Source organism: 'Nostoc azollae' 0708, assembly GCF_000196515.1.
In the GTDB taxonomy this organism is placed as follows: domain Bacteria; phylum Cyanobacteriota; class Cyanobacteriia; order Cyanobacteriales; family Nostocaceae; genus Trichormus_B; species Trichormus_B azollae.
The window spans coordinates 5024489-5039758 of sequence record NC_014248.1 but is presented as its reverse complement, the minus strand read 5'-3'; the positions used below and the strand labels follow the sequence as shown (position 1 = coordinate 5039758).

Genomic DNA, 15270 nt, shown 5'->3' with positions numbered 1-15270 from the left:
AACAGTTAAATGCTAGGGAAACTTCACTCACACATACGCATACCCTTACCAAGGATGGCTCCAAAAAGCTTAATTATACCAACTTTTACAGATAAAATTGGCAGCCAATGAATTTCAACTAAAGGTGAAGTAACAAAGTACCACAAAAGTTTCTAAAGGTAGGGTGCACCAGGAGTATAATTGCCAATGGTGTATTTATCTAGACACATACAATGGAGACAGAAAACGAGGGTTTAAACTTGCTCCGGTACGACCTGATACAATCCACAATAAAGAGCGTCCACTATCACGGACAATGGGAAATATAGATTCTCTGGGTCGTTCGGAGGGAATAGAAATGGGGGTAAAGGTGATCCCTTGACTACCTAACACTAGCGTAGCTATGGTTTTAGCTCTGGGAAGGTGAAAATCTGAGGTAATTAGATAAATGTGTTTAATATGGTATTTGTGGAAATCGTGGACAAGGGTAGTACAATTAGTAACTGTATCAACAGCACGGTAGTCAAGGTGAATACGCTCTGTGGGAATACTTACTTCCTCAAAAATAGCAAAGGCTTGGGCTGGGAGTATACCACTGGAAATCCAGATGTGTAAATTAGGATGATTTTGGGCAAATTCAGCTGTAAACTTTTCTCGTTCTTGACCACCGCCAAGGGTAAGGATAGCTTGGGGATGGGGTGCTTGGTATGAGGCAATCGCAATTCTGATAGGGATAATGCTCAGAAAAACTAGACTAAAACTGGCTAAACTTAGAATCCAATATTTTTTTAGCAGGTAATATGACCGCTTCATAATGAGAATCAATGTGTTTTTGTTAGTCTTAACAACCACCTGATAGTTAGTAGCATTCAAAGAGATTTGTTTTGGTAAGCAGGGGGAGCAAGCCCCAGTCTAACCTTAACCTGTCACCCTTGTTCTTGATTAAGAATAGCTTGGTAAGTAGAGACTAACTGTTGAGCAACTGTCTGCCATGAATAGCGTTGCAGAGCAACGAGGCGACCATTTTTACCCATTTTTTCCCGTAATTGGGGATTCTTTAAAAGATCAGCGATCGCACTTTTTAAAGATCCTATTTCTCCTTCTACAATTATTCCAGCTTCAGCTTCATCAATTTCTGGAGCGATTTGTACACCTGGAGTTGTGATAATTGGTAAACCGGACACCATAGCTTCTGCTAAAGCAATACCAAAATTTTCCGAATAAGTTGGCAGTACAAACAAGTCAGAACCTTGTAACAACAAGTCTTTCTCATACCCACTAACAAACCCGACAAATGAAGTTTGGTTTGTTATATTGAGAGATGCGACCATTTTCTGCAAAGATTGAACATACGTGTCTTGTCCAGAACCAGCAATCAGTAAATAGAAGTTCTGTTCTTGTTTTTTTAACTCACCTAATGTTTGAATTAACAGTTCAGGACGTTTTTTATAGTGCAGACGGGAGAGAAAAAGAATAATAGGAACTTCCTCAGAAACATTATACCGATATTGTAATTGAGATTTAGCATCACCAATTAATGTTGGAGGATTAACTCCCAGGGGTAAAACAACTTTTGGCGGCTTCACTCCAAAAGCGATCACATCCTCCATTTCACCTACAGATGTACAGTGAATAGCAGCTGCTTGATTTAAATTACGTTTTTCAATTAAATAACTGTAAACATGCTTTTTTAACTTACTTTGTGCCAATGCCCAAGGCGTTAATTGTCCCATAATTCTCACTGTGTATGGAACTTGTTGCCACTGGGCAAAAATAGCAGCACAGCTAGGAAGATAGGAAAATAAATAGTGATTATCTAAAATGTCATAATTTTTGATGTTTTGCCACAACCACTGTGTAAATGCCAAAGAAGGTAAAAATGCTTTTATTCTAGCTGCATGGGGAAAAAACCAAACTGGTAATCCCTGGTATTCTACACACTCCAACAATGGCACATTTAGCAACAGTCCGTCATCATCATTAGTTGTGGCAATTTCTACATCAATTCCTTCTTTCCTTAAAGCCCGTACTAAATTCAAGACTACCTGAGTTGGACCACCGAGTTTAGGGCTGATAGAAGGAATTATATGTAAAACTTTCATTTAAAAAATACCACCATAGTTAAGTTATTGTCGCAGCTACTTTTGACGTAAACGTTTAACACCCAATAAACCGGGAAAAGTTTTAGCAATAAAGATTAGCCCCAGAATTGGTAACATAGATGTTGTCAGGGCTATCAAACTACGCATAGAAATTACAGATGTAAAAAAGCCCAGTGCATTGACGACTATACTGTATCCTGTAGTATTAAAAGCGGCTGTACGAGACCACCAATTAGCTAATACACCTATACAAAGGGATATTAATATTACTGCTACAATACCACCCATCATATAGCTTTCACCAACATAAGTAGCGGCTACTGTCCAACCATCAGCACCTACAACTTCTTCAATAGATATACTCAAACCTTCTGGTTTATCTGGCCATAATATTCTAGGTATGGGTTTAGTTAGGAATACTACTAAAAGTTCCAGACCTAGAAAATCATGTTTAGTGGGAAAAGCATCCACCAATAAACCTATACTATTTAGGTTGTAGTCAACAGCTAATGTTCCTTGCACTTTCTGAGTATCATAGGCTGCGGTTGCTAAATATCGGCTGATTCCCATCTCTCTAAAACCCAGCATATGACGGGTAGCAAACACTATTAAATACCCCATTATAGCAATAGGAATCACTACCTTAAATATATTGGGACGTTTTAATGTGAGTAAATATCCTCCCAGGAATGTAGCAATGTAAGATCCCAAGACATTACGTGTTCCTCCGGCAAATCCTTCAAACAAGGTAAAGGCAAAGATAAAAATCACCAGAAATATCTGCCAACCACGAAATGATTGACGACGATTCCAGATAATACCAGTTAGGGAAGGTATAACGAAAGAGAACAACTTTAATTCCGATAAAAATACTCGCCAGTCTCCTAAACGCCCTCGTCCCCAAGGTACACCAAATCGTGGTCCTAATAGAGCTTCTATCAGTTTCACTGGGTTGAAGTCAACTGACATGAACATATAAAAGTAGGCCAGGAAAGCTGATATTAAGAAGAATCTAAATAAAGCTTTGTCAGGGATGTTACTACAATCTAACCACTGTGGTAGTGCTGGCTTAAAAAAGTTTATATGACGACCGATAGCTAAACCTGCAAATCCTATTAGTAGAGCTTCGATAGCGTGCTTTGTTTGCTCAGGAGTCAAGAGTTGATCAAACTTGGTCTGTGGATATAAAAATTCAATCAGTGTTAAGAAATACAGAGCCACCATACAAGCTAAATCGCCTCGAAACAAATTGTTCCATCCCCGTCTGCTATCAAAGAATATGCTCACTCCTATGGCTATCCCTACCTCAATGGCAACTTGACGTACCATCAAACTAGGATTCAAGTCCAAGCTTATGCTTGTAAATGCAAGAACTAAGCCAGCAAGAAAGGCTAATGTGCCGAACCATGTTGCCTTAGCAAAACCTTTTCTTTGATTGGTAGACCCTGGTTCTGGATAGTAGGGATGACTGGAGATGTTCATGAGTAGGAATATGAGTCCTATTTAATTTGTGAGAATTGAAAGCGTTAGTTCCCTGACTTTTGTAAAACAATAGGGGGATTTGTTTTTTAGGTTGAGTTAATAATTTAGAATTGCTATATATAAGGATACGTAGGTATCTACCATTTTTTCCAGGGAAAATTGCTCTTTGATTATTTGATAGCCAACATTTGCTACTGCATTACGCTCCTGAGAATTAATAAAATTCTTTAGATCTTTAAATTGGTCTTGTTCAGAAGCTACGAAATAAACACCTTGAGGAAACTTTAACTCATCCGCCAGAGTTGAGGTAATTACACAGGGTAAAGACCAAGCCATTGCTTCTAATAGTGCAAATGGTAAACCTTCAAAGGCCGCAGGATGAAAAAATCCGTCTGCGGCTGCTAAATATGGTGTTACGTCATTTTGCCAGCTTAGGCGTTGGATATAGTCTTGGGCATGATTTTCTATCACCCATTGATCCCATAAAGAAGTTAAGCGACCATCTCCCACCCATAAGAAACGAGCAGATGGTAGATTGCTTTTGAGGTGACTAGCCCATTGTAAAAATAGCAGTGGTTGTTTTTGTGCTTCCATTCTTCCCACTGCTAATATTAATAATTCTTCTGGATGAAGTTTTAGTTGTAAACGAGATGCTTGTCGTTTGACTAAATGTTCTGTTTCCTCTGGTATTGGAACTCCATTCTGGATAACGACTATTTTTTCTGAACTTGCAGATGAGGTAGCAAGGAAAGATGTTAATTCTTTACCTCGATGTTCGGAAATTGCTACTAGTGAACCTCTATATTTTCTCAATGAGATTTTGGCTATTAAATCCCGCCACTTTCCCAAGAATGCCCCTAAGCTGTCCTGCGTTTGGGTAATATGAATGGTTACCAAATACGGAATTGATAAATAATGACTCCAGGATAGTAAATCTAAACCATCTTCTAAATTCTGCTTGTTGAAATGAAGAATATCAGGTTTAAATGCTTGCCACTGAGAAATAATCTTTTGATTTATTTGGGGGAATATATGGGTAAAGGATCTTAATTTAAGACTGTATGTGTTTTGGTATGGCGAGCGCAATACTTCTCCAAACCTACCAAATGAACTTGCTAATTCATTCATGATCGGATGTTGAGAACACCACAATCCCACAGCATAGCCCCGATTTGCTAGTTCTTGCCCCAGATAAATTAAATAGAGTTCACCTCCACCTCGTGACCCAGAACTGCTGCTAACAAATAAGATTCGCATTAAATTGTGATAATTAATTGTTGAATAATCTCTAACATAACTAACCCAAACAAACTATCGAGCCACTTTTTGAAACACTTCAATCCAACTTTCTGCACCTGCCTGTAGCGAAAAATTAATTGCTTTTTTTAGTGATTGTTCGCTTGCGGCTGCAATTGTTTCTGGATTGTTTAAATAATATATTAAAATTTCAGTTAGACTAACAACATCACCTGATGGAAATAGAAAGCCATTTTTACCCGTTTCAACTAAATCATAAGCAGCACCAACTGTATCAGAACAAATAATAGGTAATCCAGCCCCAAGAGCTTGATTAACAACTACTCCCCAGCCATCATATCGACTAGGTAAGACAAATATATCAGCTTCTCGAAAGAAATGAGGCAAATTTTCAGGAGATTGAAATCCTGCGTATTCAATTTTTTGCCGAGTTATTATGGGTAATAATTCTAACAATTGAGGAAGTTCTGCTTCTCTTCCCACCAGCAATAAACGAGCATCTAAACCAGCTTGAATCAGATTATCAAATGCTTGAGTGAGAACATCAACTCCCTTGCGGGCAATTATCTGACCACAAAATAGAATAGTAACGGGATTGCGTGGACGCTGGGGTAAATCTTGGCTAAAAGTACTTAAATCACAATAGTAAGGAATATTAAAAATAGGTTGATCAGGAAAACGTTGTTGGTAGTCTTGTTGTGCTTTAGTGCCAATGGCAGCGATCGCTCGACAATATTTTAAACTACCTGCTAAGTATTTTTGTAATTTTTCTTTAATTCCCTGTGAACCACCCACCATTTTTTCACCCCAAAAAATACAAGGAATTTTTTGAGCGTGCAATCTGAGTAACAATTGAGTAGTTACATTCATATAGCCATTTAGCACCACCACATCAACTCCAGTGGTTGATGGAAAATGCCAGTTAAAATGAAATCGGGATAAACCCCAAGCTAAATGAAACCCTGGTAATACTTGTTCATAAGGTTGCAAGGGTTTTTCAGGCCAAGGAGAATCGACATAAGCTGATTCTAAGTATAAGATTTTTAAGTTTAAACTAGGATGTTGAGATATGGCGTAGAACAAATCTCTTTGATATGGAGATGGCAGTATAGAATAGAAAATGACACTAATTTTTTGAATCTGGGCATATTTCATAACTTAGATTCTTCTAAAAGAAAGTTAAATTAGCAAATTAATATTCCCGATTTACTTCCTCTAAACAATCACAACAAAGCTCGGAAAATGCCGCAACTAGCCCTGCAATTACATACATATCATTGCCGCCAGTATCTTTGTAAATTGACTTTCAGGAATATGCAAAATGCTCAGCTTCTCATATTTATCATTTTTATTAGAAATAATTCAGGTAGTGATAGAGGCTAACTTCTTAGAGAATGGAATCTTGTAATGACTGAAATAAATTTGCAAGACTAAACTTTAATGGTGAAGCTAAACCATTAGACAAATATCGTAATTGCGCTGAATCTCTCAAAATAGACTGTATCAAATTAGCAATTTTATTGCCACTAACTTCCTCCAAAATCCAACCATTCACATTATCTACAACTACCTCACCACAGGAACGAGAAGCAATAATAGGTAATTTCCATGCTTGTGCTTCCAGTTGAGTTAATCCAAACCCATCGGAAATAGTCGGGAACAAAAACACATCTGCCCTCTGGTAGTATTGTGCTGTTTTACTCCTGTTAACATGGCCTAACCAACGAATTTGCGGATGGTTTTGGAAATGAGATGGAATCTCAATTTGCACAGAGCCGACAATCCAGAAGTCAACAGCAAATCCCTCAAGTAATTGAACAGCATCTAATACAGCCGCAATTCCTTTTCGCAAAATTACCTGTCCCAAAAATAATACCCTTAAAGGACGCTCTTGAGAAAATAATTCTGGATAAGTACGGACAAAGTTACTAGCTGCCTCTGGTGGAGTATATACTAATGGAATGATATGAATTTTTTTAGGCTCAACACCTGTTTTTTCTAGGAGTTGACTCGACCAATTGGAATTGACCACAATAACATCAGCTAGAGTACATTCTTCTCTCCAGGTTTGCCAATATTCAGGAGGTGCTGGTTGCCAGTTTGCACGATATTGGGGGTATCGTTCATACTCTTGAGTAACCATTTTTTCTTCCCACAAACCTGGGTCAATTTGACATAGGACTGTATACCATCCCTGTTGTTTTGCAAATCGAAAAATGTCTAAAGCCGCATAGCTGTAGGAAAATAGTATGAGAGGAGTTGTAATCTGGTCAGATAGCCCTGCTAAGGTCTTGATAGTCTGTTGTTGAAACCATTGATTACGAGCAATAACTCGTTCCCATCCTATCTTCTTTTGCAAACGTTGAGTTAATTCAAATCGAATTAAAGAACTATTGAAAGCGTGAACAGATGCTTGATTTAAGTCTGGGTGGTATCTTTCCCGTAAATTAGCTAAGACAGATTTAGGTAAATAATTTAGTGCAGATTGAGGTGATACCCAAGCATCTGTAATCAAGTGAGTAAGCTGTCCCTGCTGTTGTAAAGCTCTAGGTATGGTGTAATGCTCACGGGCTCCAATCTGGGAGGATATCCAGTTATAAGGTTCTGTAGGCATGGATGAGGAATCTATTTCTAATACTAAAATGAGATCCTCCACTTCTCAAAAAAGTGGAGGATATAAAAACTGGTATTAACTTTTACTTTTGAAAGATGTTTACCTACAGGTCAAGCATGACCATTAAGGAAAATCGATCAGGAATAAGTCTGTCGCTACTAATAGACATAGGAGTGAAAATTAAATATGCGATCCGTTTTCTAGAACCCTTGTAGAGACGTTACATGGGTAGGGATTCTCGGCTCTACATTGTTTTCTACCAGATGTCTATTACTATTTTTCCGACTTTTGCAATCGGAGGTTGTTGAATAATAAGATCCCCAACTTCTCAAAGAAATCGGGGATCTAAATAGTAAATATTAACTTTTACTTTTGAAAGATGCTTAACTATAAGTCAAGCATGGCTATTAAGCTATGAGTGATACGTCTGCGGCGGCTAAGGTTGCGCCTCCCAAGTTAGCGAAGGCTCCGCCTCCTCCCCAACCAAAAGTGTTCAAGTTTGCATTGTAGAAAAAGTCTCCAGTTCCTTGATTATAAACAAAGTAGGCATTTTGAGAATCAAGACCAGTATTAGTAGCTTGGTTGACTGAGATAAAACCATTAGCAACAGCTGATAAATCTAACCCTGCAGAACCTGCTAGTGCAGCGACGTTAAAGGTGCTAAGGTCTAGAGTAATATCATCTGTTCCAGACACGAAGTCCGTAATTGTATCTTTGCCGATGGTATTAGTTACTGTCCCTGTGAACCGTAAAAGTGTCCCTGTTTCTCCTAAAAATAGCCCAGTTAAAGCTAAAGCTTGACCACCAAATTCAAAATTGTCAGCGCCTGTTCCTCCTGTGAGAGTATCAGCACCAGCCTTTCCTTTCAGAGTGTCATCGCCTGCGCCACTGATGAGGGTATTAGTAGCAGAGTTTCCAATTATAGTGGTATCAACAGCGTTGGTTTGTGTGACATTAGCAGAGCTGGTTCCAGCGATATTAATGAATTCAACTTCTGCACTAGTAGTCCAAGTACCGCCAGCAGCAAGGACGGTAACGTCAACAGTATCAGTGCCTTCGACCGCAGCCTCTACGAGAGTATCAGCAGAATCAATAATGTACTTATCATTACCAATTCCACCAGTCAAGGTATCTGTGCCTGTTCCAGCAATTAAGATGTCATCTCCTTGATTACCGAATAATTGATCATTATCGGCACCGCCATCAATTTGATCGTCGCCGAAGCTGCCATAAATGGTATCAACACCAGCTAATCCAGTTAAGATATTATTTTGCTGATTGCCGATAATCTGATTGTTAAGGTTATTTCCTATGCCTGTAATGGCAGCGCTCTGAGCATCAAGAGTCAGGTTCTCGATCTGATTTCCGCTTGCAACTAATGTAACTCCAGTTGCACCACTTGATAAAGAAAAGTCCTGCTGTGAAAAAACGGTATCTGTTCCACCACCTGTTTCGTCGATCTTTAAGTCTGTGTATGCAAAAGAGTAAATCTTATAAACATCGTTTCCTGTACCACCTATATAAACACCTGCGCCAGCGGTTATATCAAGCTCGTCATTACCAGCTTCTCCTTCGAGTCTTGCATCGGCTGCTCCTTTTAAGATATCATCTCCACCTCCAGCTTTGACCTTGACGTTAGGTACAGTGGCACTAGAAGTAACAAAAACATCGTTAACGCCTGTACCGTTAATCGTTGCATTAGTAGGATTAGAAACTCCAACTCCATTCTGAGTGTAATAGCCATCATAGATAATGAAATTTGCCATATTCAAGAGACTCCTTGATGTGATCTAGGTCTAGAACTTAACTCAATTTTGGCACTCTTTCTCAGGATATTACTTACGTATATTATATGTAAGTAATATCCTGACACTTAATCTTAACTTTTTAGCTAAGATTTACTCAGTAAAAACTACTGATTGGTGAAGAGATTGGTGAAGTTACCAAAAATCTACGAATGTCTAAAATACTGACTTTGTTGATTGAGTATAACGTATGATTATTGAAATTCATTGAAATTAATTGAGGTATGAATTTCACGAGAGTAAGATCTTCTCTGAAGATACAGGAACAGTATTTCTACGTAAATGGAGATAAGATAGTAATGATTTGGCGGAAATCGGTTGACGTTGATGATGATATTGTCTAATCAGTTTAGGGATTAGAAATAATCCTTCTACAATGCCAGATGTTCTTCCGTGCCTGATTAACCAGAAAATACGGCTCAGACACTGTCCAATGCCTAACCAACAAAAGAGCATAGGATACCGCAGATAAGCTAATAACATTAGATTAGCGATGCTTGCAGCCGTAATGCGTGGGTTGTTGTGGTGTTCTAATTGAGTATTATGAAATACTCTCAGCCATGAACTTTCGAGAATACCCCACCGCATATGATGAAGCTGCAGAGATAAATCAACTTCTTCCATTCCATAAGCAACTGGCAAATTAACATATCCAGTAGTTTGTTGAAATACTTCTTTCCTATAAGCGCATCCACAGCCGATAAAATCGGAAACCCATCTACTGGTTGGTTGTGCAGGTAAAATTGTTTCATGCAGATGAAATATTCTAGCTAAAAAAATCGCTGCTCTCGGAAAAGAATTGAAAATTTTTGTTAATCTTTCAAAGTAGTTTGTATCTAGAGGATAGGAATCGTCATCAAAGCTGGCTATAATTGGGTTGGTAGCATGGCTAAGGGCTATATTTCTCCCTCCACCTGGACCTACTTGAATTGAACTTTTAATAATCTTGACGGTCTTAAAATTTCTGCTTTTGAGTCCTTCTTCCGTGGTGTTGTCATTACCATCTATATGAATAATGATTTCATCTGGTCGAGGATTGCAATTGAGAATTTTATCTAATGTTTCTAAAAGCTTTGCTAAACGATTATACGTAGGAATTATTACAGTAACTTTACAAGTATTCATAAGAATTATGATTTATCAGGGAACAGGGTTGAAAGTCTTTTGGTATATAAGTTTTGATCTCTTGGTGTTTGGTGTTCTGATTCAACTGACAACCGCTATCACCGTAGATTACTTATAAGTAACATCATCTTTCAATTTTCATCATTAGGTTTAGGTTAAATAATTTTATTGGCGGCGATAGCTAATTATTGACACACATATTATCAGCCATAAGAACCCAATTATATAACGAAACCGACCTAACCCAAGATGCCATAGGAATGTCTCTTTATATAATTGCCAACCTTTGTGAATTTCGTTTCCATGTAAACAGCTTACGCTAACAGGTCTAATATGTCTTGTCAATATTTCTAGTCTTTGTTTCTCTCGTGTTTTGCCACCAGGATATTGATTTTGTTTTTCTTGTTGTATTAGGTAGCAAGTTCCATCATAAGTTTTCGTAGCTATAGAGATGGCACTATGAGAATGTTGACGATAGGCTAATACATAGGGAGAATCAATGTAAACAAATCCTTCTGCTGTTCCTAATCTTAACCACAAATCGTTGTCTTCTGAATTAATCCATTGATCTGTGAAACCGCCTAATTTTTGTAAAATATCACGACAAATAACAACTGAACTGGTTAAAAATGACCTGACATCTTTACTGGATGCGTATAAATCTTGATAATATCTGTATTGAAGTTGGGGAATTTGTACAAATTCTAGCTCGTGTTCATTACTAAAAAATATAGATTCTCCTGCCAAAAAAGCTGGATTATTTGTTGCCTTAATGATTTGAGCATAAACATCTAACGTCCAAGGAAACCATAGATCGTCACTGTCAAGAAAAGCAATATAGTCTCCTTGAGAATGTTCAATGCCAATATTTCTTGCTTTTCCTGGACCTTGATTTTGTTGAGTAAAGATTTTGATTTTACTGCCGTATTGTTTTAAAATTTCAATAGTATTATCTATAGAACCATCATCAACAACAATAATTTCGTAATTATCAATATTAATATTTTGATTAAAAATTGAGTCAATTGTTATTGGAATTAAATTAGCTCTATTAAATACAGGAATAACGATGGAAAAAAATACCATACACCATACTAAGATTTTGAATTCAAAAATATTAATCAAATGTACCCGATTTAAAATCTCGTTTAAAGAGAGAAATTTTTTCTTCTAACTGATTTAGTTTATCATTAAATACTAAGTCTTTACTCAATTGAAACTTAGAGTGATGCACAAGCTTTTTAAGATAAGATACCATTCTTTTAATTTCAAAATATTTGAATACCGGATTTTTTCCGCTAAAACTATTAAATCTGTAAAACCGATTAATTTTGTATTCCATACTCAATGATTGGCAAAAATCCTTCCATTTAAAGTCGGGTATACCTGCATTAGATTTTACAGAGATCCAAGGTACTCGCAGTGCGTCAGCCACGATTGCACCATGCATAGCGGCGCTAACCACAAGTTCAGATTTGCTAATTTCTTGAAGAACTTTTTCTACCTTCCAACGTGGATCAATACAAATATAGTTTAATTGTCGACAAACTTCTAAGAATATTTCTGGGCTATTTTCCATCTCCCACGCATAGGGAATAAAAGCCACTTTATATTTTTTACTTGTATCAGCACGACGATAAATTCGGTTTACTAAAATAGCAGTATCAGCAATTCCTAATGCTTCTGGGAGGTTTAAGGCAGCAGCAGTCAGGGGACCTCTGACACAATATATTTTCCAAGTATCATCTATTTGCGGAAGTTTACCAAAACCATGACCAGTCCCAAAAATAACAGTACGTTTGAACTGTGGTAGATTTTCATTAAGCAGTGTTCCAAATCCTACAAATACGCTTTCAGAAGCATCATCATTAAAAACTCCGGGTAAAACTTGTGGCCAAAGCCAACCATTGAGATCATCACCAAAGTTACTAAAGGTAACATAACTTCTGGTTTTGTTTGCATAGTATAATTTCATTATAATTTCTCAATTACAGCAGCGATTCAGCATTCAGCAATAAAATCTTGTTGGTGTGAGATTTTGCAAGTCTCGTTGTGTACTTCATTTATCTGCAATATGCTGTATGTTGCAAATAATAACTAAGTCCAAATTCTGAGAGAATGCATTAATATTTTCAGTATTCTTTGGGTACAAGATTCCAAATGATTCGGTAGTTCGGCTGTATCTATAATATAACTTCCATCTTGTTGATCAGAATTTAGTTGATGAGAGTTGGTAATTTTATTTCGCCAATCTTTTTCTACAGCATGATCCCAACCAGGAAAACCCCGTTCTCTAGCAAGACGGCGAGTATCCAATCTTTTCTGAATTTGTTCAGGAGTTCTGTATTTATAATGCTTATATAAAATACGTTCTTTATTAACTACGCCTATATGTTTTGGCCATGAACCAATATCCCAAATTAAACCATCACGATGTCTGAAAAATCTAGGTTCAGAATTCTCAATTTTGTAAAACTTTAGTGATAATAATATTTCCGAGATTGGTTGACTAAAATCTAGGGAATTAATATCTTTATCAGTTAGGTAGTATTCGATAGCCATTCCCCAAACAACGTGATTAAACTGACTAACGTTAGCCAGAAATTCACGAGGAGACTTGAGATAAAATTCATCAGCATCAAGATGACACCACCAATCACCTGGCTTCGCTTGATGCTTGAAAGCATTGAATACTTCACCTCTGAGGGATTCTTGAAAGACTTTCCCATCTTGCTTCCAGGGAATAATTTGTCCATTCTGCATTGACAGAACTTTTTCCCAAGTACCATCTGTGCTTTCACCATCATAAACGTAGATATAATCAGACCACTGACAAGCTTGTTCTAAACAGAATCCAATAATATCAACTTCATTTTTGACTAAACAAATGGAGTGGATTTTAAATTTTTCCTTTTGCATATTTAATTATCTATTAAATTAAATCTAAAACCTGTCTTTTCAATTTTGCGGTTATTTCAGCAGCCTCAAAGCCAAAATAATGATATATGATCTGATATAATTTAGGCACTGTGGAGCTAGGTAACTGAAAATCGTGTTCTGATTTATAGATTTTCTTAATAATACTTTTAGCCCATGTTCCATTGAATAACCAAATTATTCTAGCACAGTCAAATCTCGATTTATTAATAGCATTAAGACGCTCATTATTAAGTTGATTAATTAATTTTAAATATGATTCTAAATCATCTGTGATTTCTGAACGATGCTGATAGGTTAATATTTTATCTTTTTTACAAAGAGTGGATTCACTCCATTGCCTGTAAACTGAACCAGAATCATGAAAATATGCAAATTTTTTCCCTCCTTTGAGAAGTCGTAAATATAACTCATGTTCTTGACAGACGGGTTGATTAATTTTCCATTTGCCTACATCTAAAAGAGCCTGTTTTTTCCACAGAGGACTACCTGTTTGCGGTAACTGCCACAAAGCTAACAAAATCCAAGGATCATGGGGTTCAGAAATAGGCAAAATCTCTTGCTTTACCATTTCTGTTTCCCAATATTCAAGAATACTGGGACTATAAATAATATCTATACTAGAGACTTGTTCTAGAAAATTGATTTGTTTTTCAATCTTGGTTAGCAGTAAATAATCATCTGCATCTAGATATTGTATCCATTCTCCTGTACTTAGTTCTAATAAACGATTACGGGCAACGTTACTTCCGCGATTTTCTCTTGTTTCCCAATAAATGGAATTACCAAAACCCTTAATTACTTCTAAACTTCCATCTGTAGAACCATCATCAACAACAATTACTTCTTTATAAGGATAAGTTTGATTTAATGCACTTTCTATGGCTTGTGCAATCCATTTTTCTGCGTTGTAGCAGGGAATAAGAATACTGACTTTTGGGTTCATATTGGATGGTTTTATACCACTAGAAAAATGAATAATTTAAACTGTCATTTCCTTTAGATATTTAGTTGCGTGGATTTGCAAGCGAGTTATCAAGTCATATTTAAAATTACTATGTGGTTTAATTACAATATCACTGTGTTCAGCGGCTGGAAAACTATTGAATAAATCTAGGTAAGTTTGATATGGATGATAGTCCGTAAGGATCTTATTCCTAGCTTGCGCCAGAGCAGGTTGGGCAGTTATATATATATCCTGAGTAATAGCTTGTTCTATAGATTTGACTGACCCTGCAATATCATTTACATCAATCATTTTTAATGATTCTGGCTCAAAATAGTCCAGTATATTTGGCGCTCCCCAGTAAAATGGAAAGCAGTTAGAAACAAAAGCATCGGCTAATTTTTCTGTCCAGTAATGTGGCCAAGCTCCATTTTCAAGAACTATATGATATTTGTAATCAAGTAGAGCATCTGCCTTACAATTAACCAATTCTTGAATACCTCTACCAAACCAATCTAACTGTCCACCAAGGTGTTTTTTGATTTCATACATAAAGTCTAGTCTTTGGCGATGACCAATAGTGTCAGTTTTGCTAGAAACTACTGCTGATATTAGTTTGGTTTTTGGTAAATTATATGTGTTAATTGCATCACGAATATTTATTTCCACATACCAATGATATCCAGCATAGGAAAGGATGCGCTTTGTGGATTTTACTCGATTATCTTGACCTAATGTACAGTAAAATTGTCTTGTATATCCTTCAGGAAGATGCAGGATATCTGGTGGTTCTTTTAAAACTAGCAGTGTGCGTGTTTTTGGACAACTCAGTTGGTATGTTCTATCTAATGCTTTGATGCTCTGATAGACTATGATTCCGTCAAATTTACCCTTTTCTGGATTAATAACAAATTGGGTCGATTGCCAAAAATTATCTCCATTTTCTGTAATAAATTGCTGAAAGTAATTTTGGGAATGAACGGAGGGATCTGACATTAATAATGCAATTACAGGCATAGATGA

General features: G+C 36.8%; 13 protein-coding genes. All 13 read right to left on the bottom strand.

Annotated features, from left to right (window positions below; genetic code table 11):
• Nucleotides 1–195: 195 nt before the first annotated feature.
• The 13 genes from AAZO_RS23465 to AAZO_RS23405 all read right to left on the bottom strand — a co-directional run bounded on the left by AAZO_RS23465 (nucleotide 196) and on the right by AAZO_RS23405 (nucleotide 15264).
• On the bottom strand, nucleotides 196–792 hold the full coding sequence (locus AAZO_RS23465; RefSeq protein ID WP_013193068.1) for a YdcF family protein: 597 nt from the start codon (nucleotides 790–792) through the stop codon (nucleotides 196–198).
• A 113-nt stretch (nucleotides 793–905) separates the two neighbouring features.
• Complete coding sequence (locus tag AAZO_RS23460; RefSeq protein ID WP_013193067.1) at nucleotides 906–2081, bottom strand: glycosyltransferase; 1176 nt, start codon at nucleotides 2079–2081, stop codon at nucleotides 906–908.
• Nucleotides 2082–2117: 36 nt separating this feature from the next.
• A complete protein-coding gene (locus tag AAZO_RS23455; RefSeq protein WP_013193066.1) occupies nucleotides 2118–3563 on the bottom strand; it encodes a hypothetical protein in 1446 nt (481 codons plus the stop codon).
• Between the two features lie 96 nt (nucleotides 3564–3659).
• Complete coding sequence (locus AAZO_RS23450; protein ID WP_013193065.1) at nucleotides 3660–4820, bottom strand: glycosyltransferase family 4 protein; 1161 nt, start codon at nucleotides 4818–4820, stop codon at nucleotides 3660–3662.
• A gap of 54 nt (nucleotides 4821–4874) precedes the next feature.
• Nucleotides 4875–5975 (bottom strand): glycosyltransferase family 4 protein, encoded by a 1101-nt coding sequence (locus AAZO_RS23445; protein ID WP_013193064.1) that lies wholly within the window; start codon nucleotides 5973–5975, stop codon nucleotides 4875–4877.
• Nucleotides 5976–6207: 232 nt separating this feature from the next.
• Nucleotides 6208–7434, bottom strand: a complete 1227-nt coding sequence (locus AAZO_RS23440) for a glycosyltransferase family 4 protein (protein ID WP_041643696.1) — start codon at nucleotides 7432–7434, stop codon at nucleotides 6208–6210.
• Nucleotides 7435–7841: 407 nt separating this feature from the next.
• Nucleotides 7842–9200, bottom strand: coding sequence for a calcium-binding protein (locus tag AAZO_RS23435; RefSeq protein WP_013193062.1), 1359 nt, complete (start codon nucleotides 9198–9200; stop codon nucleotides 7842–7844).
• 270 nt (nucleotides 9201–9470) lie between these two features.
• Nucleotides 9471–10364 (bottom strand): glycosyltransferase family 2 protein, encoded by an 894-nt coding sequence (locus AAZO_RS23430; protein ID WP_013193061.1) that lies wholly within the window; start codon nucleotides 10362–10364, stop codon nucleotides 9471–9473.
• 165 nt (nucleotides 10365–10529) lie between these two features.
• Nucleotides 10530–11450 (bottom strand): glycosyltransferase family 2 protein, encoded by a 921-nt coding sequence (locus tag AAZO_RS23425; protein WP_013193060.1) that lies wholly within the window; start codon nucleotides 11448–11450, stop codon nucleotides 10530–10532.
• Nucleotides 11451–11481: 31 nt separating this feature from the next.
• Entirely contained in the window at nucleotides 11482–12339 is an 858-nt protein-coding gene (locus AAZO_RS23420) for a polysaccharide pyruvyl transferase family protein (protein ID WP_013193059.1), read from the bottom strand.
• A gap of 122 nt (nucleotides 12340–12461) precedes the next feature.
• Nucleotides 12462–13283 carry a glycosyltransferase family 2 protein gene (locus tag AAZO_RS23415; RefSeq protein WP_013193058.1) on the bottom strand — a complete coding sequence of 274 codons (822 nt, stop codon included), beginning with the start codon at nucleotides 13281–13283 and terminating at the stop codon, nucleotides 12462–12464.
• 13 nt (nucleotides 13284–13296) lie between these two features.
• Nucleotides 13297–14247, bottom strand: coding sequence for a glycosyltransferase family 2 protein (locus AAZO_RS23410; RefSeq protein ID WP_013193057.1), 951 nt, complete (start codon nucleotides 14245–14247; stop codon nucleotides 13297–13299).
• A gap of 36 nt (nucleotides 14248–14283) precedes the next feature.
• Nucleotides 14284–15264: a glycosyltransferase family 10 domain-containing protein gene (locus AAZO_RS23405; protein ID WP_013193056.1), complete on the bottom strand. Its 981-nt coding sequence runs from the start codon at nucleotides 15262–15264 to the stop codon at nucleotides 14284–14286.
• Nucleotides 15265–15270 lie beyond the last annotated feature (6 nt).

Coding starts and splice junctions, on each gene's coding strand:
- AAZO_RS23410 (WP_013193057.1), bottom strand. CDS start 14,247: ATGAACCCAAAAGTCAGTATTCTTATTCCCTGCTACAACGCAGAAAAA.
- AAZO_RS23420 (WP_013193059.1), bottom strand. CDS start 12,339: ATGAAATTATACTATGCAAACAAAACCAGAAGTTATGTTACCTTTAGT.
- AAZO_RS23430 (WP_013193061.1), bottom strand. CDS start 10,364: ATGAATACTTGTAAAGTTACTGTAATAATTCCTACGTATAATCGTTTA.
- AAZO_RS23415 (WP_013193058.1), bottom strand. CDS start 13,283: ATGCAAAAGGAAAAATTTAAAATCCACTCCATTTGTTTAGTCAAAAAT.
- AAZO_RS23460 (WP_013193067.1), bottom strand. CDS start 2,081: ATGAAAGTTTTACATATAATTCCTTCTATCAGCCCTAAACTCGGTGGT.
- AAZO_RS23405 (WP_013193056.1), bottom strand. CDS start 15,264: ATGCCTGTAATTGCATTATTAATGTCAGATCCCTCCGTTCATTCCCAA.
- AAZO_RS23440 (WP_041643696.1), bottom strand. CDS start 7,434: ATGCCTACAGAACCTTATAACTGGATATCCTCCCAGATTGGAGCCCGT.
- AAZO_RS23465 (WP_013193068.1), bottom strand. CDS start 792: ATGAAGCGGTCATATTACCTGCTAAAAAAATATTGGATTCTAAGTTTA.
- AAZO_RS23435 (WP_013193062.1), bottom strand. CDS start 9,200: ATGGCAAATTTCATTATCTATGATGGCTATTACACTCAGAATGGAGTT.
- AAZO_RS23445 (WP_013193064.1), bottom strand. CDS start 5,975: ATGAAATATGCCCAGATTCAAAAAATTAGTGTCATTTTCTATTCTATA.
- AAZO_RS23450 (WP_013193065.1), bottom strand. CDS start 4,820: ATGCGAATCTTATTTGTTAGCAGCAGTTCTGGGTCACGAGGTGGAGGT.
- AAZO_RS23455 (WP_013193066.1), bottom strand. CDS start 3,563: ATGAACATCTCCAGTCATCCCTACTATCCAGAACCAGGGTCTACCAAT.
- AAZO_RS23425 (WP_013193060.1), bottom strand. CDS start 11,450: ATGGTATTTTTTTCCATCGTTATTCCTGTATTTAATAGAGCTAATTTA.